General features: G+C 46.4%; 12 protein-coding genes. 5 read left to right on the forward strand and 7 right to left on the reverse strand.

All coding sequences use genetic code 11. From position 1 onward, the window contains the following. Positions 1-49 precede the first annotated feature (49 nt). From dedD to sps_RS08625, 7 genes are all read right to left on the reverse strand, one after another. A complete protein-coding gene (gene dedD, locus sps_RS08595) occupies positions 50-691 on the reverse strand; it encodes a cell division protein DedD (RefSeq protein WP_077755608.1) in 642 nt (213 codons plus the stop codon). Positions 692-726: 35 nt separating this feature from the next. Next, complete coding sequence (gene folC / locus sps_RS08600) at positions 727-1,998, reverse strand: bifunctional tetrahydrofolate synthase/dihydrofolate synthase (RefSeq protein ID WP_077752154.1); 1,272 nt, start codon at positions 1,996-1,998, stop codon at positions 727-729. Positions 1,999-2,074: 76 nt separating this feature from the next. Next, positions 2,075-2,860 carry a tRNA pseudouridine(38-40) synthase TruA gene (gene truA / locus sps_RS08605; protein ID WP_077752155.1) on the reverse strand — a complete coding sequence of 262 codons (786 nt, stop codon included), beginning with the start codon at positions 2,858-2,860 and terminating at the stop codon, positions 2,075-2,077. Positions 2,861-3,040: 180 nt separating this feature from the next. Beyond that, on the reverse strand, positions 3,041-6,142 hold the full coding sequence (locus tag sps_RS08610) for a FimV/HubP family polar landmark protein (protein ID WP_077752156.1): 3,102 nt from the start codon (positions 6,140-6,142) through the stop codon (positions 3,041-3,043). A gap of 201 nt (positions 6,143-6,343) precedes the next feature. After that, complete coding sequence (locus tag sps_RS08615; RefSeq protein ID WP_077752157.1) at positions 6,344-7,360, reverse strand: aspartate-semialdehyde dehydrogenase; 1,017 nt, start codon at positions 7,358-7,360, stop codon at positions 6,344-6,346. A 2-nt stretch (positions 7,361-7,362) separates the two neighbouring features. Next, the gene (locus sps_RS08620; RefSeq protein WP_077752158.1) at positions 7,363-8,526 is read right to left on the reverse strand and encodes a 4-phosphoerythronate dehydrogenase; all 1,164 of its coding nucleotides are present in this window, start codon (positions 8,524-8,526) and stop codon (positions 7,363-7,365) included. A 315-nt stretch (positions 8,527-8,841) separates the two neighbouring features. Continuing rightward, positions 8,842-9,531 (reverse strand): 4'-phosphopantetheinyl transferase family protein, encoded by a 690-nt coding sequence (locus sps_RS08625; RefSeq protein ID WP_077752159.1) that lies wholly within the window; start codon positions 9,529-9,531, stop codon positions 8,842-8,844. Between the two features lie 552 nt (positions 9,532-10,083). Between sps_RS08625 and sps_RS08630 the strand changes: the two genes are divergently transcribed. The 5 genes from sps_RS08630 (at position 10,084) to sps_RS08650 (ending at position 22,071) form a co-directional block, all read left to right on the forward strand. Continuing rightward, positions 10,084-11,055, forward strand: coding sequence for a helix-turn-helix transcriptional regulator (locus sps_RS08630; protein WP_077752160.1), 972 nt, complete (start codon positions 10,084-10,086; stop codon positions 11,053-11,055). Between the two features lie 256 nt (positions 11,056-11,311). Further along, a complete protein-coding gene (locus sps_RS08635; RefSeq protein ID WP_077752161.1) occupies positions 11,312-12,268 on the forward strand; it encodes a helix-turn-helix transcriptional regulator in 957 nt (318 codons plus the stop codon). Positions 12,269-12,539: 271 nt separating this feature from the next. Beyond that, positions 12,540-14,507 carry a TonB-dependent receptor gene (locus tag sps_RS08640; protein ID WP_149027247.1) on the forward strand — a complete coding sequence of 656 codons (1,968 nt, stop codon included), beginning with the start codon at positions 12,540-12,542 and terminating at the stop codon, positions 14,505-14,507. 4 nt (positions 14,508-14,511) lie between these two features. After that, on the forward strand, positions 14,512-15,783 hold the full coding sequence (locus tag sps_RS08645; RefSeq protein WP_149027248.1) for an MFS transporter: 1,272 nt from the start codon (positions 14,512-14,514) through the stop codon (positions 15,781-15,783). 117 nt (positions 15,784-15,900) lie between these two features. Beyond that, positions 15,901-22,071: a non-ribosomal peptide synthetase gene (locus sps_RS08650; RefSeq protein WP_077752162.1), complete on the forward strand. Its 6,171-nt coding sequence runs from the start codon at positions 15,901-15,903 to the stop codon at positions 22,069-22,071. Positions 22,072-22,086 lie beyond the last annotated feature (15 nt).

Here is a 22,086-nt window from a genome sequence, read left to right on the forward strand (position 1 = left end):
CCCCCAAATGGGATAATTTATTGTTTCGATCTCTAATCACAGTTTTCGCTTAAGAAGCCGTTGGGCTATAAGAGACGATTCGCCCTTTAAGCTTGGTCAACTTCTCGATACCCGGCTCCAGCGACTGCAGCTTAGCTTTGGAGATTTCAGGCCCCACAAACACCTTAGTCAACTTGCCATCGACAGGGTTAGTCGGCAAGGTATAGGCATTGAAGCCTCCGGCTCTCAACTTACTGATGAGGCCTTTAACATTAGCAGCATTATTGAAGCTGCCTAGCTGTAATGTATAGGCTGCACTCGTCGGCATCACAGGCTTAGCAACGGGTTTCTTAATCGGCTTTTGCGCAGGCTTAGATTCAGGTTTAACTTCGGGCTGGCTCTGTGGATCCACATTTGTACTTGCAGTCTGCTGCGCAGGTTTTTTCTCTGTCTCGACCACTTCCCATTCACCACCACCTGGGGTATCGGTCTGCTCCTCAGACTTAAATGCTTGCTCTTTGTCACTAAGGTCGACCGCTTGCATTGCCTCATCTGGCAGGCTCATCTCGGTGACTTCTGGACGCAGGGGGATCTCGGAAAATTGCTCTTCTTGTTGCACCTTTTTGCCGTCGAGGACATCGGGGAGGAAAATAACCCCTAATGCAACGAAGACGATAACGCCCACGAGACGGTTCTGAAAATGACCAGACAACTTACTATCTTGCTCTTTATCCTTTGTATCCATGATTAATCACGACCACCCAGTTCGATATTTTTAAACTCTGCCACAGTGTAAAAGGAGCCAAATACAATTACTACATCTCCTTGGGATATTTCTGCAGCTATTGCGCGCCAAGCAGACTCTACTGAATCGAAATGCTTAGCATCGGCCATAGGCTGAACCTGTTCCATAAGTATCTTTTCGAGGGCCTCTCCAGTGGCGCTACGCTCAGTTTGCAAACTAGTAAACGCCCACACATCGACCTGAGATGCCAGAATCTCGATAACTTGACGGCAGTCTTTATCTTTTAACATGCCACACAAGGCAAATAACCGTTTAGGCTGATGCTTTTCAAGCTGCTTAGCAAGATAACGTGCGGCATGAGGATTATGGGCCACATCGAGCAGAACCAGAGGCTGTTCACTGACCACTTCGAGTCTGCCTGTGAGCCTAGCTTCTTGTATGCCTTTACGAACAATATCATCACTGAGCTGAGGCCAGCCCAGCTCAAGTAAGGCGAGTGCAGTTGCCGCATTAGGCAATGGCAGCGAAGGCATTGGAATATCACTCATGGTTTGCAGGCCGCTGAACTTCCAAAAAGTGACCTCACTGCTATAGCTAAACTCATGACCCACACGATGAATGACTGCACCTAAATCATGAGCATATTCGACCACACATGCAGGTAAATCAGGCTCACCGATTATCACGGGTTTATTGGCGCGAAGGATACCCGCTTTCTCCATGCCGACAGACTCACGGGTATCGCCAAGATACTCTTGATGATCGAGATCGATTGAGGTGATAACGGCAATGTCGGCATCGATAATATTGATAGCATCCAATCGGCCGCCGAGCCCAACTTCCAATAACACGGTATCTAGCTTGGCTGCTTTGAAGATATATAAACCTGCCAATGTCGCAAACTCGAAGTAGCTCAGGGAGATATCTCCACGGGCCTGGTTGATAGCGTCGAAGGCTTGAATGAAAAGCTCGTCATCGACATCTTTACCATTGATGCGAACCCGCTCATTATATTTGAGCATATGGGGCGAGCTATAAACGCCGACGCTTTCTCCCGCCAGGAGCAGCACCTGCTCCACCATGGCGCAGGTAGTTCCCTTACCATTGGTTCCGGCAACCGTGACAACCTTAGTGGCACCGAGATCCCTAAGTCCGAGTCGCTCGGCCACATCGGCTACTCGCCCAAGTCCCATATCTATCTCAGTTGGGTGTATGGCAAGTAAGTAATCTAACCAGATATCTAAACTGGCATCTTGAGCGGGAGCGTTAAACATGGTTATTCAGCTCTTGATAATTAATTAAAAAGTTCCACCACAAAGTGGTGCCAATAAGAGATACCTAGCAATTCCATCAATCCAACATAAACAGCGGACCAAGTGCTAACTTTGGTAATTCATATTTATCCGGATAAGTCACATCGACCATATATAGCCCATTAGGCTTAGCGGTAGGGGCCGCCTTACTTCTATCTTTGAGTGCCAACAGGTCGACAATCCAATCTTCACTCTGATGACCCTGACCAATCTCAATCAATGAACCCACGATGTTTCGCACCATATGGTGTAAAAAAGCATTAGCCTTGATATCCACACATAGATACATGCCCTGGCGCGTTACATTAACCTCATGAACATGGCGAAATGGGGTCTTAGACTGGCAATGAAGCGCTCTAAAACTGGTAAAGTCATGTTCACCGACAAAATACTGGGCCGCATGATGCATCTTCTTCTCGTCGAGTTGACCTCGGTAATGGCTCACTCCCGAACGTAAGATCCCAGGCCTCAAATGATAGTTATAGATAATATAACGATAACGTCTGGCCGTCGCTGAGAAACGAGCATGAAAATCTTCATCGACTAGCTTCACCCATTTCACCGCGATATCATCGGGTAAGTTGACGTTAACGCCTAAAGTCCAGGCACTCTCTTTACGAATGGCAGTAGTCTCGAAATGTACCACTTGCCCCGTACCATGAACCCCAGCATCGGTTCTTCCGGCGCAGTGAACGGTAATGGGCTGATTGGCTACTTTTGACAGTGCTCGCTCTAGTTGAGCCTGAACTGTGTCGACTTCGAGCTGACGCTGCCAGCCATAATACTTGCTGCCATCATATTCGATACCTAACGCTACTCGCATACACCCTCTTTGCACTTGTCTCTATCGCCACACATTTTATCAATCATGGGGGTTAGTTGGTTACCCAGAAAACCCAGAGAAGTTGTTTGACCTATTTGGGCGCGGATTTTAGCACACACTTGAATTACAGATAAGAAAAACGGCGCTTGATGCACCGTTATTTTTAGAAATGAGAAAAATTTAATCTAAGGATTTGATTAAACCCTCGGCTTCTTCCTTCTGCCTGTCATTTCCATCTATCTGCACCTCTTTAAGCAAGGCTTTAGCACTGTCGTTATCATCAATCTCTATATAGGCTCGGGCGAGATCTAACTTGGCATTAACCGAATTCTCTTCATCATCGACATCCACCATGGCAGCGTTACCCATCAGGCTGTCTAATTCGCCCATATCGACATCTAGCTCTTTGTATTGATCTGTGTCCACCACCTCTTCATCGGCCTCATTGAGCAGACGATCGATATCGATAAAACCATTGTCCTTCTGGAAGTTAGTAAGATCGTGCTCCGGCACTGCTACAGCCGGAGACTTGGCTAACTCTTCAGCATCCAGTGCGGCTAACGCCTCATCGACGGTTAGCTTTTCTTTGTCAGCCAGCTTCGAAGGTAATTCACTCTCAACAGGTTCTTCCTCTGCATCCAATGATGGACTTAACAGCTCATCATTGCTCGCTAGTTCAATAACAGATTCTTGCACATCGGCACTCGGCTCCCAATCTAGGCTGTTATCATCAGACTTCTTGCCGCCTTTTAGATCGGAGAACATACCGCCAACTGCTTTGGTAGCCACAGGGTCTTTGGCAGTTTTAGGATCAACAGCTTCAAGATCGGCTAACAAAGAATCCAACGCATCATCGCCACTAGGTTCACGCTCTAAGCTTGGCTCAGAAGCCGAAGCGAGCAAATTGTCGTCCTGGGATTCAGGCTTATCTAGCTGTTCAGCGATACCAGTATCGGCAATATCGAATTCGGCAAGTAATGAATCGAGATCATCTTCACTATCTGCAGTCGTCTCGACTTCCCCTTCGAGCTCGGCTGAAATGGCATCGGTCAAATCCGCTTCAGGCTTTGCAGTTATTGCTGAAGGGGTTTCTTCTGCTGGTACGGCTTCTGCTTGAGTATTTTCTATTGAAGTATCTTTTATTGAAGAGTCTTCTATTCGTGCATCATTATCTTCTTCATCAAAGCCAGCCAACAGAGCATCTAGATCTTCTACATTATCATCTTGATTCGTGTCCACTTCACCCTCGAGCTCGGCAGAAATAGCATCACTAAGATCGGTTGTTTCGGCATCCTCTGCAGGCGCATCGAACCCCGCCAGTAAAGCATCTAAATCTTCTTCAGCCTCTTTTTCACTATTGTCTTTGTCGACAAGCTCTTCACCGGGTGTATCTTCTTCGGCGGTCATAGTGACATCTTGCTCTAATTCTGCAGCAATTTCTTCTGATAGATCTGCTTCGACATCATCCCTTGGCGCATCGGCTGGTTCATCGAATCCCGCTAAGAGCGAGTCTAAATCATCTTCGGCGACGACATCACTCTGAGTTTCATTTTCAGCATCAGTCTCTACCTGAATACTCGATACATCGGCTGGCTCATCGAATCCCGCTAAAAGCGAATCTAAATCATCTTCGGCGACAATATCACTCTGAGTGTCAGTTTCGGCTTCAGTCTCTACTTGGGTTTTCGATGCATCGTCTGGCTCATCGAAACCTGCTAAAAGCGAATCTAAATCATCTTCGGCGACAATATCACTCTGAGTGTCAGTTTCTAGCTGGGTTTTCGATGCATCGTCTGGCTCATCGAAACCTGCTAAAAGCGAATCTAAGTCATCTTCAGAAACGATTTCACTGCTTGACTCAACGGGGCTGCTTTCTTCTGCAGAGGCTTCTTCTACAGAGTCAGTTTCAACAGGTATGTCTTCGATAGAGGCCACTTCATCAGGCGTCTCATCCTTAGTTGGCTCCTCATCGAAACCTGCTAGCAAAGAATCTAAATCGTCTTCACCCGCTTTAGCCTCCTCTTCATCTTGCTCCCCCATCGCCTCAGCCCAAAGGTCATCCAAAGACTGCCCTTCTTCTTCGACAGGCTCCTCCTCACTTGGAGTTTCACCCGGATCAACAAACATATCCGAAGCCAGATCCACTTGTTCGTCGTCACTACTCATATCCACTTCAGGCTGTAATTCAGCCGTATCTATGTTCATGAGTGAATCGATTGAGTCTTCTTCTTCGGTATCTAAGTGAACAGCCATGGCTTCGAGGTCTTCACCCGCCGAGGCCTCTGCGGTTTCAGCCTCAGCACCTGCACTTGGATCAGGTGCTGGAGTCACTTCCACTTCTTTATCAACCAGCTCTTCTTTATCAGTCCCTTCATCGCGGCGACGCCTCAGGAAGAACCACAATAAAACGAGTACCAATAATGCAGGAATGGAGATAGCCGCGATTAACATCAAAGGATTACTCATCAGATTACGCCACTGATCTGTATCCTCCTCAGGCACAACTGTCTGCAAGGCATTAATCTGTTCTTGTAGGGACTCAACCTCTTCAGTGAGGCTAGCACCTTGCTGCATACTGATCTGAAGTTGCTCTTCCAATATCGCAACTTGCTCATTGAGTTCGGCAATTTTACTCTTCAATGTCTCGGTATCAGAATTACCTAAATCTAACTGATCCTGGGCCCTGCCTAGCTCATCTGTAAGTTGTAAGTTTTTAGCTTCTGCCGCTTCGAGCTTAGCGGTTACCTCGGCCACCCCTGCGCTTGCTGCTGGTTTCTGAGCCACACTCGTATCGGCAGGAGTAATAGGCAGAGTGACAGGTCTGGCTGGCGTGCTAGTGGTGGCTTCAGCTGCTTGCCTTGCTTGGACAACTTTAGGCTGAGTCGCTGTCCTCCAGCCTTTATCATCTCTCTCGGCCCGCGCTTTAGCCATGCTCTTTGGTATGGCGAGCATCAAGTCTTTTGACGGAATGAGCAGTATCATGCCTTTTTCTAAACTATTAAAGTTGGCATTAGAAAAGGCATGAGGGTTAGCATCATAGATAGCCGCCATGACCTGATAGATGCTGACACTGTTATCAGGGCGTACCTTTTGAGCTATGCTCCAGAAAGTATCGGAAGATTGAGTCGGGCCATATTGACGGTTAGTTTGCCTCACCTCACCATCGGGGCCAGTGATCTTCAACGGCTCCGCGGCAAAAGCCGTTTGGACGAAGGGACTTACAGTAAAAACGAGTAGAGCTGAGGCCATCAGACCGACAAGATACGGAGTGCGAAAGTTCATCAATTTTCCCTTTCAAGCGCAGTTGTGCTGCAATTCCAGCAGCGAAGCTTTAGGCAATTGTATTTATTGAGATTACTATAAACCAGAAATCCCAGGTCTGCTACTGTTCACAATTCAAAAACAAGTGCTAAAACAAAAAAAGCCTGCATATTGCAGACTTTTTCATCAAATTAGGCATTTAGCCTATTATAAAATTCGAAATTAGTAATAATCTCGAATCAACACCTCGGCTATTTGAACACTGTTGAGTGCTGCACCTTTTCTAATATTATCAGAGACAACCCAAAGGTTTATGCCGTGTGAATGAGAGATGTCTTTACGCACACGTCCCACATAAACGGGATCTGTGCCAGCAGATTCTGTCACTGCTGTTGGGTACTCTTCATTGGATTCAAATAATTCAATCCCTTGAGCCTCAAGCAACACAGCTTTAACATCTTCGGCTTCGACTGGTTGAATAGTCTCCAGGTGTATCGCTTCCGAGTGGCCGTAAAATACCGGTACTCGAACCGCAGTTGGGTTGACGACTATATTGTCATCACCGAAGATCTTCTGGGTTTCCCAGACCATCTTCATTTCTTCCTTGGTGTAACCGTTTTCCATAAACTTATCAATTTGCGGTAACACATTGAAAGCGATCTGTTTCGGGTAAACCTTAGGTTCTGCTGGAAGTCCCTGAAGTAATTTAGCACATTGGCCAGCAAGCTCTTCAATTGCCACTTTGCCAGAACCCGATACCGACTGATAGGTGGCGACATTGATACGTGAGATACCGAATGCATCATAGATAGGTTTAAGGGCAACCAACATCTGAATCGTCGAACAGTTTGGGTTAGCTATGATATTACGGTTACGGAAGTCGGCAATCGCCTCTGGGTTAACCTCAGGAATAACCAAAGGTATATCACTATCGTATCTGAAATGAGAGGTGTTATCGATGACAACACAGCCACTTTCAGCAGCGATCGGCGCCCACTTCTCAGAAACATCACCACCAGCAGAGAAGAAACCAATCTGCGCCTGAGACCAATCGAAGGTGTCTACGTCAAGAATTTCTACCTGTTTACCGTGGAAGCTGACCGTACCACCAGCACTACGACTACTGGCTAGAGGAAATAAATTCGCGATGGGGAAATTGCGCTCTTCGAGGATCTCAATCATGGTTTGACCCACTGCGCCCGATGCACCTAATACGACAACATTGAATTCTTGCGACATAATTACTGTCCGACTCCTGAAAAACCTAAATTGGACAACCAATTTACATCAGATTGCCCAGTGTTTACTAGCCTTAAGGCACTAAATTCACGCCTATGCTTGTGATTTTTTCTCATAAGGTCAAAGCCATTGTTATTATCGTAATTAACTTGGGCATTTTTTGATGAATTATCAAGGATGGTTTTTCTGAATAATTCATCGTCATCGCGCAGATCATAGATAAAACGTGTGAGTTGTAACAAGGATTTTTCGCTGGGTATCGATTCGATATCCAATTGAGCACTCCACAATGCTGGTAGTAAAGATTTCATGGACTTATCGGCATCTTTGCCCAATATCTGCATCAACTTTTGATACAGCATATAAGTGCCGCGAGCCTTACCTTCCAAACTGTAACCCGCGATGTGAGGCGTCGCCAATTCGACCAAAGGAATAAGTTCATGCATCGGATTAGGCTCCCCTTCCCACACATCGAGTACCACCTTGATATCCGGCCTTACTTGCTTAATTTTGATAAGCGCACGGTTATCTATCACCTCACCACGGCAACAATTCAGCAGCCAGGTACCTTGCTGTAAGCTGTTGAGCCTAACTTCATCGAACAAGTACCAGGTTTTATGTTCACCCGTCTTAGTGATAGGCACATGCAGACTTATCACATCACAGCGAGCTATCAGTTCATCTAAGGGGATAAAGTCACGGGGATCGCTACCTTGAATAACAGGGTCGTGAAGCAGAACCGTCACATCATAAGCCTCTAGACACTTAGCCACCGCCGAGCCCGTATTACCCGCCCCCACTATCCCCACAGTCTTGTCTCTAAGCTTACCGCCAAAACGATTAATGAGTTCCAGCATAGCAATGAAAGCAAACTCCCCTACCGCCGTAGCATTACAACCTGGCGCATTACTGAAGGGAATGTCACGGCTGGCGAGATAATCGGTATCGATATGATCGGTACCGATAGTGGCACTGCCGACAAACTTCAATTTACAGTTCAACCCAAGCAAGGACTCATTGACTTGAGTCACTGAGCGCACCAAGAGCACATCGGCATCTTTAACCTGCTCAGACGTCAGCTCCCTGCCATTAACGGTTTCAATCGTCCCTAGATCCCCAAATAATTCTTGTACATAAGGCATGTTTTCATCGGCAAGGATCTTCATTTTCATTCCAAAAATTGAGGTGAATGCGTTAGTTGGTGCATTCTAACAAGGTGGAGGCAGCTTGAGAACGAAGCTGGTTACATTTTTATCTATGTTGTCGCCCAGCTTCATTTATATTTGGAAGTGTATTTAACGGTCGCATCTTCATGGCTATCTATCAATTTCCAACGGGGTATATGTGAGTGAAGTAAAGCTTCAAGCGAGCGAGAAGCAGGCCTTTAGGTAAGGATACCCTTATGAAGCGCTTCTGAGCGCTGGGGACAATGATACTCAGGAACCATGATGACATTCCCCACATATATGAACTCATCCCGTTTAAAATAGATTCTTTTGGGAAACACTACACCAAGTCAGCAAACAACCATCATTGATTTGATATCTAACCACCAAAGCTTCTGTCCTGCCAAACACGGATTGAAGATAAGTATTATAAGTAAAAAAAAGTTCACATCTGTTCAAGTCTACATTAATAAGGCTCACAGAATTGAAATCCAAAATTTGATGAATAAATGGGTAAATTGCTTTATAAATGGATTCTTTTGCAGAAAATATCAAGGTCAAAAACAATTGAAAATCAGTAAACAGTCTTGAATAACCCCGCTCTGTTTCAGAGATAATCTGTTCATGTATGCTTTGAGCCAACTCTGAGGAAACGATATTTTCAATATCAATACCAACCCCCATCACATTTTTCTCCTGCCAGACTACCACTGCAACTGCATGACCATCACAGTGCGAAATTGACCCAGAGACTCCTGCAGGCCAAAGGGGCTGATGACCAGCACCAATTTTGATGGTCTCTGATGTATTGATATGTAATTTTGTCAGTACACGTTTGGCACAAACTCTACCTGCCAAAAACTCACAACGACGCTTTGGCATGGCTCGCGCTAATGAGGGTGGCAGCGTGACACCTTCATTGAGCATCAGTTGTTCATATTCTGGTTTATACCTCACACCTAGATAGCTAAATTGAAGGTTTGATGGCCAATTCACAATATTCATCTATTTTTACACCAAAGTCCCAATAACAACTGCTACCGCATTCAACCAAAGGTAATGATAATCATTTTCATCTAATCCAGATGTGTTGGCAATTCATTCCTATGAACTTTACAAATCGTCCCCATGCAGACTTTATAGACCATCATGAGTGACTCTTCAGTGAAGCCGCTGCCAAGTTACCACTCGGCTTCGCCATGGTGATGGCTTACAAGGAAAGTTAAATCAAAAAGGGCATCGTTAGGACAACACATATATTTAGCGGTTCTGCCTAAGTTCAGCACCGGGATCGAACTTAGATAGCCATTTTGGCACTGAGTCTTTTGCTCAATTCGAGTTGATTATTCCCTTAAATTACTACCAATTCGAGTAGACATAAAATGAGATGCTCAACAGAATAGCGTTCTGGTTTCTGCTATGAAAATGGCTCTGTCAATGGAGTAGCGAGATGAGATACCAGAGATCACTACAGATCATTTCGTGCAGCGCGTGTCCATTCATGCCAATGAAATATTGGCGTACTAGCTGACCAAGAAGTATTAAACGGTAACTAATATGAACAACGTTTACACCAAAACCAGCTCAAATTGTATCCCAATAGCAAATCACTACACCGACCATGACAATCTGGAAACACCAAACTGTCAATCATTTGGTGGCTGTTTGGGGTGCCAAATACACACGCTTTCCGGCTACGGTGGCTGTACGTCATATCGAGCCAGTTCTGAAGAGAAAAATGTGGCTCTCCGGCTCCTTATTGTCGTCAAAGGCAAAAACATTCGGTGGAACAAAGGCACTGACGATCCACTATTATTGCAGAAAGGAAAAAGCGTGCTGATATTCTCTGCTAACACATTCAATGATGTGTTCATCAGTGAAGTTGAAAGCAACGTAGAGATCATTGACATTCGGTTTGACTGCCAATACCTGATGTCAATTTATCAACAGATGAGTGATAAATTTGAGGATAACGGCATTAACCCACACACCGAAAATCGTCCATTCGTTTTCGATACCAGCATTCAAATTCAACAATTCATCAACCAACTGACCAGCGAAAGTGCCGAGAATGCAGCGGATTCAACGGGTAACCTATTTGTCGTGTCACAAGCTTACCAATGCTTATCGAAGGTGCTCAACCAGCTAGAGATGATCATGACCAACAAGAAACAGGATAAATATTCTTGTCTGTCTAATCACACGCTAAATAAGATCCGTAAAGCTCACAGTTTGATCACATCGACGCCAGGTGAAAACTGGAGCATCAAACAACTATGCAACGCAGTAGGGACCAATGAAACCAGCTTCAAACGAGGTTTCAAATTATTGTTCAACAACACCTTCTCCAAAATTCTTCAGCAAATACGCATGGAAGTAGCGGCAAAGGAACTGGCATCCACAGAGCATCCTATCATCGATATTGTCTTCAACGTTGGGTATTCCAGCCCGTCGCATTTCACTAAACTGTTTAAACAACACTTTGGACAACCCCCTTTTCAATACCGAAAAAATCGCCACCTCTCTTAGTTAGGCTAGCAGCAGGTTGATATATTGCCTAGCGCACCATTACGATTTCACATGGCAGTGCCCCCTGCCATGATAAAACCTCCGCTGCGCAATCGCATTTAACTAACAAAAAAAGATAAGGGAAAACTCAGGTTATCCTCTCCCACCCAAGATTCACTTATTGACCAACCCAGCCGTTTTCGCTTAGGTAATGATAGACTCACACAATCACTAATGATAATGTTTCTCATTCCGATCTGTAGCGACAAGTAAAAATATGGCTTACTATACACTCCCCTTTAATTTGGATTTAATGGAAGAGTCCATTCAAACCAACGGAAATATGGTGTTCGAACATACCAATTGCGAATTTTCTTTACGGTGCAATAGGCTTAACAAAGAAGTCACTCTTAGCCTATTTAAAGGAAACTTTTACGCCCCGACACAACTGGATACCCCAGACAAAACCGAGTACGACGCGATTACCATCATGCTCAATTTGGGCAATGCTGTTTATTACCAGATTGACAGTTTAAATTCGCCAAAAATTTTCCCAAGCCATTCTATCGCATTGTGTTATTCAAATACCCGGACAGGCTTGTGCAGATACCAACCTCAAGCTAGTTTGCTTTTTGCTTTGCAGATCCCAAGAAGTCTATTGCTAGAATACATCGACATTATGCAGATTGGAGAAAAAACCAAGCGACGACTGGAACGTCGAGAACCCTTTATTATAATGAAGCCCGCCAATGCACCATTGTGTCGTATCGCGTCAAAGCTATCAGAGCCAATGAGCCAGTCTAACGCTTCAATACATCAACACCTCTCTTATTCGTTCATCAGCGATGTTACCCGCTACTTGCTTGAAAACAATGGAAGAAGTCACCGAATTGACAGCAGTGAGGGTCTAGAAAAAGCAATCGCGATCTTAGACAAAGAGTTTATGTTGCCACCCACAATAACCCAGTTATCACGTCGGGTAGGCACCAATGAAACCTCTTTAAAACAATGGTTCAGAAAAGAGTTCAATACCACTATTCATCAGTACGTTATCCAACAAAGAATGACCAAAGCGGTCGAACTTCTATCGGTCGGAGCATTCCCTATCTGTCATGTGGCTCAGGAAGTCGGTTACTCAAACCCTGGTCATTTTGCTGCCGCATTCAAAAAAGAATTAGGATGCAAACCTTCTGGTTATCTATCTTCAAACCAAAATCAGCACGCCCTACCCTGACATGTTACTGATAACCACAACACCAACATGACTGCCGTGTAGGGCTTAATCATTCTCAGGCGATCTGTTACTGGTTAAGTTATACCGTGGACACACCAATATACACATAAGCCCACCTTTAGAACGTCGCCAATTATTTACCTTTACGCTTTATAAGACCATACGGTTAAAACGTCGGTTCTCGCTTTTTTTTCACCTTTTTGAGTTAGCGAATACCCGCCCAAATTTGCATTATATGCTCAGCGTTATTAAATGAAAGGATAGACATAAGATGTACAGGAAATACCTCACCCCAATCGCCTTGGGAATGACTTTGGCAACAATAAGTGACTGTACGCTTGCAGAAGATAGCGATCATGAAGTAATTATCATTCAGTCCACCAAGCAAGATGTGCCATTGGGGCACGTGGACAATTCGGTTAGCGTTAAAACAGGCGAAGAACTTGAAAAAGCCGGCATCTTTGCGGTTAAAGATCTGGAGAAAGTATTCCCAGGTTTAGTGATCCAAACTCGTGGTAACAGAACCTACGCCAACACCACTATTCGTGGAATGAGTTCACCGGACTACTATTCTCCGACGGTTAGCATCTATGTCGATGGCATTTTGCAAGACAGTGCCTTCCTCACACAACAACTACAAAATGTTGAGCAGGTTGAATTACTCAGAGGCCCACAGGGAACCTTGTACGGCGGTAATGCACAAGGTGGTATTATTAGCATTATCACTAAAAAAGCAACCGACCAAGCCAAAGCGTCCGCAGGTGTGACTTACAGCAACCAGAGTCGTCAGCTTAACGGATCGGCAGCAATTGCACTCAGCGACTCCACTTATGCAGATTTGGTTATCCGCTCTTTAACCGATGAAGGCAATATCACCCATGTTCCAACCAACACAGAAAAAGCAAACGAAACCAAAGAGCTCAGTGGCGTTGCTCGCCTTCACTTCATAGCGGAAGATTCACCTCTGAGCATGACTCTCTCTGTTTCGGCAGATGACTTGGACAGTAATGAAGAGTGGTACCTCACTCAGACTGAATTCGATAACAAAAAAACTAGCCAGACTATTCCTGAGCTAAAACGTCAAGTAAATACCTATTCAGTTAACATTGGCTATGACCTAGGCAACGTGACACTCACCAGTATTACAGCATACCAAAATCGAGATGTCGATCGTCAATTTATTGGAGGGGATTGGGAAGAAGATCAAAACACATTGAGTCAAGAGCTACTGGTGAATACCCGCTTTAATGAATCACTGTCAGCATTGTTCGGCGGCTACTTTGAAAGCCGTCAGTTAGATGTAGGTACTGAATCTGGCGCCAAAAACACGATCAAGAGCGATACTTACGCAATGTTCGGTCAAACCACTTACGGGGTAACTGACACACTGGATTTGACCCTTGGCCTACGCGCTTCTCATTTATCTACCAGCTCTGACTTTGATGGTAATCCTTTATGGATGATTGCTGGCTACAATGAAGAGAAATCTGAAAGTATGCTTTCTCCAAAAGTCGCCATTGGTTGGCAAGTAAATGAAGACTCCAGAGTATTCGCTTCTTTAACCAGTGGTTACCGCCCAGGAGGATTCAGCCCCGTCCCTCGAAGTTATGGTGATAAAGACGGCTATGATGCTGAAAAATCACTGAATGGAGAGCTAGGTTGGCGTACTTCTTTGGTCGAAAATACCCTCGTTGTGAGCGGTGCACTTTATTGGATCGAAACCAAAGATATTCAACTTTATACCGGTGTACCAGGCAGTCAAATACTTAACAACTTGGGTGAGGCTAAGAGCCATGGACTAGAGCTTGAGCTGGCTTTCTACCCAACCACAGACCTGACACTGACACTGGGAGGCACACAAGGAAAGTCGACATTTGAGTCAGGTAATGCAGGTCTTCAAGGCAACACACTGCCATATGCGCCTGATACGACAGCAATCGCAGGTATTGAGTACTTCTTGCCACAATCATTGCTTGATGGAGAAGTGTCGCTGATAACCAACGCACGTTACACTTCAAGCTTGTTCTTCGACGAGCGAAACACCTCGTCCCAGTCAGGCTACACCTTGGTAGACTTCGCCGTTAATTACGCGTTCAACGACAAGCTCTCCTTCCGTTTGTTCAGCAATAATCTAACGGATGTAGAATACAAAACCTACTCCTTCTCTATGGGTGGACCAGCGTTAAGTAACTATGGCACCGACAGAGAAGTGGGCCTGAACGTGAAGATGGAGTGGTAACCTGATGGAGTCCACTATCCGCAATGCTCCGGGCTTCGGACTCACATCACTGCTAAGCGTGATGGCAGGGGTTTATACCATCCAAAGCTTGATCGGTATGTTCACACTGCAGGGCCTCCCTGCAGTACTGCGATCAGAAGGTCTTTCTACCTCCCAAATTGGTCTTTTTTATATCGCCATGCTGCCGTGGGCATTGAAGTTTCTTTGGTCACCCTATATAGAGTCATTGAGGAAGCAAGGTCGCACACTCAAAAATCACGGTTACCTCATCCTGTTTGCTCAAGTGATGATGCTTGTCGTACTTGGGATCTTGGCACTCACTTCTGCCCTGCACCAGATCACGCTAATTTTTGCCTGCGTGCTAGTACTAGCACTGCTATCGACCTTTGCTGATATCAGCACCGATGGACTGGCTGTGGATCAGTTGCTCAAGTCACAAAGAAGAGTCGGTAACGTCATGCAAGTGGGGGGCGCCTATTTGGGTGCCATTTTTGGAGGGGGGGTGTTCATCTACCTAACAGGAACCATGAGTTGGCAAATCGCCATATTTGTTCTGATGGGACTCGTGGTGATCATGTCATTGCCTACTTTAAAGTTGCTCAGCAAAAACACGACACAATCTGGCGTAAGTGATGGCCATATACCCTCTCTTAAAAGTGCTTTTTTAAACCCCAAAATAAGACAAGGTTTACTACTGATAGCCCTGTGCCAATTGGGGACGCGCGGCGTGTTATCTATGATGATGCCTTTCCTGTACGACAGAGGCATTAATCTGGAAAATCTGGGGTTACTCACCGCTGGCGGTGGCGCCATCACTGGATTTGTCGGGATAGTCTTCAGCGGATGGATAATTAAACATATCAGCGCAATCAAGATGGTGACTTACTGCTTATTAGCAGAAATGATTGCCTATACTGGATTCTTTTTCTACTCCGCCGAGTTAATCCACTTATCATATGGACTGGAGGTCCTTTTTGTCATGAATGGCGTCATCTTTGCGGCCAAGTTTGTTGCCTTGTATACGCTGATGATGGAATGGTCCTACGGCAAGCAAGCTGGTGTTGATTTCTCCTGTTTCCAGTCCATGGACATGATAGTGGCCATCGTAATGGCCGTATTGTGCGGCTGGATTATTGCCAACTTTGGATACGAGGTCCATTACACCATGGCCATCATAGCGACGTGTTTGGCGGCGCTTACATTACATCAATCCCCTCGTACCCGCGATCAACGATCTTTTAATATGAGCATTTTCAATGCCCAAGAAAAAAAATAAGTAAATTCTAAAGCCCACATTTTCATGGGCAACCCAGTTAATTACTCAGTCTAAGCTGTTGCACACGTCAACGGCTGGGCTTCTTTTACCTAAAATTTGCCAAGGTAAGATGCCGATATGTCAGATTCGAAAACAATAGTCTCTAAATTTAGGGAGGCAATTTACCACTCATTTGCCATCTCCAGTAATGCACTCAGTGACACCGACAACCTGTTTGAAATTGGACTCGATTCGATGTTTCTCATGCGCATGGTTAACCAATTTCGTCGGGCTGGATGCAACATCACATTAAAAGAGATGTACGAGCACCCTACTCTCGCGGAGATCCAAACTCTGGTAGAGATAAAACAAGGAGCCAGTCCCAAAGGCAATACCGTCAAGCCGGAAAAGACACCATGTCCCATCATGACCGATGGCAGCCCCTTCCCGATGACATCAGTACAGCTTGCGTATTACATTGGCCGCGACGAAAGCCAACCTTTAGGCGGAAACAGCTGCCATCTGTATCAAGAGTTTAACGCCTATTCACTTGACCCCAAACGGCTTGAAACCGCGGTTAATACACTGATTAACCGCCACCCCATGCTCAGTGTCGCATTCCAAGATAACGGGATGCAACGCTGGGTAGCGCCTATTGGCACATATCAGGTAACGCGACACGATTTCACCGCCTTGTCTGAAAGTGGCGCTGAATGTGAAATGAAGTCCATCCGTGATCGGCTAAGTCACCGAGTACTGGATGTGCAAAACGGTCAAACCATCGACATTCATATTTCGCTGCTGCATGAGCACAAGTCCCGCGTGCATGTCAGCATCGATCTTTTGGTTATGGACGCATCAAGCTTTAGCCTATTCTTCAACGAGCTATCAGCTTTACTGAAAGGTGAACCGCTGCAACACCGATCTCCAGATTACGATTTTCGCAGCTACCTGCATCAAGAATCCACCGAATTTGCAACACAAAAAAGACGATCAGCCCGCTTTTGGCAATCACAATGGGAAACCTTACCAGCCGCCCCAAATTTACCTCTGGCTAAAGAGCCTGCGCACGTTAACAAACCACGATTTAGCCGCCGCAGGCACCCATTACACCAGACTCAATGGCAACAGCTTCAAGCACTGGCGTCATGCAATCAGGTCACACCAACCATGGTGCTCGCCACGCTTTACTCCGCTGTGATGTCTCGTTGGAGCGGGCAGAGCAAGCTATTGCTGAACTTAACACTATTTGATTGCCACCCATTCAATGATCACGTCAATACCATGCTGGCAGACTTCACCAATATTTTGCTATTGGATAGCGAAATTAACGGCGCCAACGTTATCGACCTCATCAAAGCTCACCAACACCGGTTTGCGGAACTTTATGAGCACCGCATGATATCCGGGGTCGAGGTGCTTCGCGATTTGAAGAAGAACGGCACTCATCCCCATGGTGCGCCCATTGTATTTACCAGCAACCTCAACAAGTCCCTATTTGGTGACGACACCGATGGACCTCTCGGTGAGCCGGGCTGGGGCATATCCCAAACACCTCAGGTATGGCTGGACTTTGTCGCCTTTAAACAGGGTGATGGGATCATTCTGCAATGGGATGGCATTGATGAGTTGTTCCCTGACGGTCTTATGGAGACCATGTTTCATACTTTCGTTCAACTGATAGAACACCTACTGGAGGGAAATCAACATTGGCATGCTCCGCTCCCTGATTTACAGCCTAAAACACAAAGAAGCATACGCAGTAAACTGAATCAGCTTCAGGGTGAATTACCACCGGGGCTACTTCACGACCGCATATTTGAGCAAGCAAGCTTACACCCGTCCCGCATTGCGGTCATCAGCTCTGGCGAGCAACTGAGTTATGATGCGCTCACCATAAAAGCCAGAAAGTTGGCCCATTTACTGGTAGAGGCAAACATGCAAAGTGGCGATCATGTCGCTGTCAGCATGGAAAAAGGCACGGGACAAATCGTCGCAGTACTTGCCATTCTTTATGCCGGTGGTGTGTATGTTCCTATTGCCCCAAATCAACCCATCAGCCGCAGGAAAAGCATTGTCGCCAATGCCAACATCCGTATTGTCTTACGCTGTAAAACCGCAATAATTCAATTTGAGTGGACAGACTCAATCCACATCAACTGGCAGGATGCAAAAGGAGCTACTCTGCCATTGTCAGCCCCCCTACGCAGGCCAGAAGATACGGCATATATAATCTATACGTCAGGCTCAACTGGTACACCCAAGGGAGTGATGATCTCCCACCAATCGGCACTCAATACGTGTGTGGACATCAATGATCGCCACAAGGTCTCCCCAAACGACCGTGTCCTCGCACTTTCTGCTTTGCATTTTGACCTCTCTGTCTACGACATTTTTGGTGTGCTGGCAGCAGGTGGCGCCTTGGTCTTGCCACAAGAAAACCAACTTCGCGATCCAATGACATGGGATAGCCTAGTGTCGGAACACCAGATCACGTTATGGAACACAGTCCCAGCCCTATTCAACATGTTCCTCACATTCTGCGAAGGAATGAAGTTCAACTCCCCGTCTTTGCTTAGGACTGTGATGTTATCTGGCGATTGGATCGATCTATCACTACCAGAACGGTACCGTCATTTTCAACCTGAGGGCACCTTCAGCGCCATGGGTGGTGCAACCGAAGCCGCCATATGGTCGAATGAATACCTTGTGGATGAAACCGATCCCCACTGGCGCTCAGTACCTTATGGCTACCCGCTAAAAAATCAGGCATTTAGAGTGGTCGATGATACGGGTCGGGACTGTCCAGACTGGGTTCAAGGAGAGTTATGGATTGGCGGATCCGGAGTGGCTCAAGGCTACTGGAACGACAACCAACGTACGTCACAGCAGTTCATCGAACGGGTTTGCCCTGAGACAGGCGCGCCTCAGCGTTGGTATCGCACCGGAGATACCGGCTGTTACTGGCCAGACGGGACGTTGGAGTTTTTAGGGCGTAAAGACAACCAGGTAAAAGTGGGCGGCTACCGCATAGAACTGGGCGAAATAGATGCTGCACTCAACCGCCTCGACGGTATTAGCCAAGGTATGGTGCTTGCACTTAGTCAGGCAGCCAGCAAAGATAAACAACTGGAAGGCTTCGTGGTAACGGAAGGAGTAGAGTTACTTTCAATTGTAGAGCCCCACCCGTCTCTGCCCAATAACTACCAAACACTATTCCGACAAGGTGTGGACGCAAAAGCCGCTGAGCAAGACGCCGATGTCGGAGGTTTCTTGCACCAGCATTTGTCTACTTGTGTGGCCGACAGTCTCACGCCGAAATCGCTAAAGGAATGGCTCCAAAGTTACGGCGTCATTGAACGATACACTGAGTTATTCGAGAAATGGTTAGCACTTCTTTGCCAACATAACCTGGCAGATAAACACGAAAATGGTCGTTATCCGACCTATCAGTTAGCCCCAGAAGTACCCAATCGCTCTTGGTTACTAGACCATTCACCTACTAACTTAGTTAAATTAAACCAGCTTTTTAGGCAGATAATAACGGGCAAAACCCCAGCGTATGCGCTGCTCGACAGTCCCCTATCACCAGAATCATTACTCATGGGCTCCCCCACTCTGCAAATGCTTATTGCTAAGACCATAGGCGCGGTTTCCAGGCTGTCTGCCAAACTGGGGAAACCGATCACTGTGGTTGAAACCGAATCACGCAGCGGCTTACTGGCAAGTCAATTCGCCACCTTGTTAGGACCCGATAAAATTCAATATCACGCTGTGGATCCATCCTTGTCGATGACCCACCAAGCCAGCTCACGCCTTAAGCGACTGACACATGCTAAAGCTCGGCATGATGGTGCTGCCATAACAGCAATGATGGCTAACAAAGCAGATGTACTACTGCTGAACAATGTACTCCACCGCCAACAAGATCCTATCGACTATCTCAATGACGTTAAAACCTTGCTTGCTCCCGGCGGCATGATGCTGGTGTTTGAAGTGACAGAGTTCGGTGAAGGCGCTTTGATAAGCGCACAAGTACTGGAGGCGGTGCAACCACAGCGACTAGCAGGTGCCATACTTGAAGCTTCATTTGAACAAGCGGGATTTAGCCTCGAGCATCAGGATATTGTCGGCAATCACGCGTTATACGTACTAAAGAACAACAATGCACTGATGAAGCCAGATACCCGCAAGTTACTGACTAGACTCAGTGAACTCTTGCCCGCGTATATGCTCCCCAAACGCTTTACCTTCATGGACGCGTTACCGCTAACCCCCAATGGAAAAGTCAATCGAAAATGCCTCAGCGAACACAATACAGGCTCTTCAATCACCCCACCCGAAGCTCAGCCGCTGTTATCCGAAAAAGAGACCATATTGGGGCAAGTATGGCAGTCATTATTCAATCAAGCCGCGCTGGACAAAAACAGTGATTTTTTCCTATTAGGAGGCGATAGTCTGCTGGCAACACGCTGCATTGGCGAGCTACAAAAAGTAGGATTTCAAGGCGACCTGACTGAGTTATTCACCAAGACAACATTGGGCGAATTTGCCGCCACCCTTAAGCCTGCAGATCCTAGCCATCAGCTTGATAACAAGGCGCTCATCGCACGATCAAAAGATCGCTACCTGCCATTTCCATTGACCGAGGTTCAACAAGCCTATTGGATTGGACGCCAAAAAGGTTTTGCTCTGGGTGAAACCAGCTCTCAATTTTTTATTGAGTTTCGCGTGCAAGGGCTCGATGTGCACCGTTTCAATCAAGCAATGGATAAGCTGATTGAACGTCATGATATGCTAAGAGCCGTGGTTCGTAACCATCAACAACAGGTGCTGAGAGATGTGCCCTCATTCTCGCTTCGTTGTCATATGTTTGATGATCTCGATTGTGCAAAAGCCGATGACATTCGCAACGAACTCTCGCATCAGGTTAAAAACCCGGCCTACTGGCCGCTATTCAGTATCGAAGCCATTAAAGATACGGCCCATGAGACCCGCTTGTTTGTCAGCTTGGACAATATGATGCTCGACGGACTCAGCATGCAAATTTTCTTGTCTGAGCTGGAAACCTTCTATCAAGACCCGCTGGCACAACTTCCTGAGTTGGACATCAGCTTCAGGGATTATATCAAGCACCAAAAAGACCATGAACACTCAAATAAACACGCGCAAAAAGAGGGGAAAACATATTGGAAAAACCAGCTGGCCACGCTACCACCAGCGCCCAATCTCCCCATCCAGTCAGACCCGGCTGAATTGAGCAAGCCGAAATTCATCCGTTCGGCAGACACATTGTCACCAACACTGTGGCGCGCGCTCAAAGAGATGGCTGCGAGGCATCAGATCACTCCCTCGGCTATATTGATGTGCGCGTATGCCTCCACGCTGTCAGCATGGAGTGACAAGCAATCGCTGACCCTCAACCTCACCTTATTCGATAGACAAGAGATACACCCGCAGATCAATCAGGTAATGGGGGATTTTACCACTTTGCTCCTGCTCGCTTGGCACCCGGAAAACAGCTGGTTATCTAGCCTTAAGCGTCTACAAGGGCAGCTGGTGCAAGACTTAAAACACCGTGACGTCTCTGCGGTTTGGGTCATGCGCGAACTGGCGCGTCAACAAAACATAGCAAACACGTCAATGCCCGTGGTCTTCACCAGTGCGCTCGGCACTTCCGACGGCGATTTTATTGCCGATTCAGCTTGGTTTAAACCCGCTTGGGGCATTTCGCAAACGCCACAGGTTTGGTTAGACCATCAAGTCTACGAGTCATCTGGCTATCTCTGCTTAAACTGGGATGCCGTTGAAACACTGCTGCCACAACCACTATTGGATCAGATGTTCGGACAATATATCCAGCTACTAAAAACGCTGGCAGCTAATCCAGAATGCTGGCAAATGCCAGTGGAACAACTGATTGTGGCAGACAAGAACCTAACCCGTTTTGCCCCAGAGCCGACTCCGCCGGCATTCAGTCCAATGTGGGCGGGAGGAACTCATTGCGACCCAGCTACCGTCAACCAAATACGCGAAACATTTAACCAGCTCCTAAGCACCCCCATAGGAGAAAAAGACAACTTCTTCGATGCCGGTGCCAGCTCATTACAGCTTATTCAGTTACATGGGGCACTGCATAAAAAAGGGATGAATATTTCAGTCACAGATTTATTCGCCTATCCCTCGCCCGAGTCCCTTGCTGCAGCAGTGTCTGGTGCGGCCAAAACGTCACAACCTGATCACACGTTACAGGCAAGGCAGCAACGACAAGCCAATCGAAAAATAAGCCGCCGTCAACGAGTGAAGTAATTACAGACAGCATAA

The organism is Shewanella psychrophila, assembly GCF_002005305.1.
Classification (GTDB): Bacteria; Pseudomonadota; Gammaproteobacteria; order Enterobacterales; family Shewanellaceae; genus Shewanella; species Shewanella psychrophila.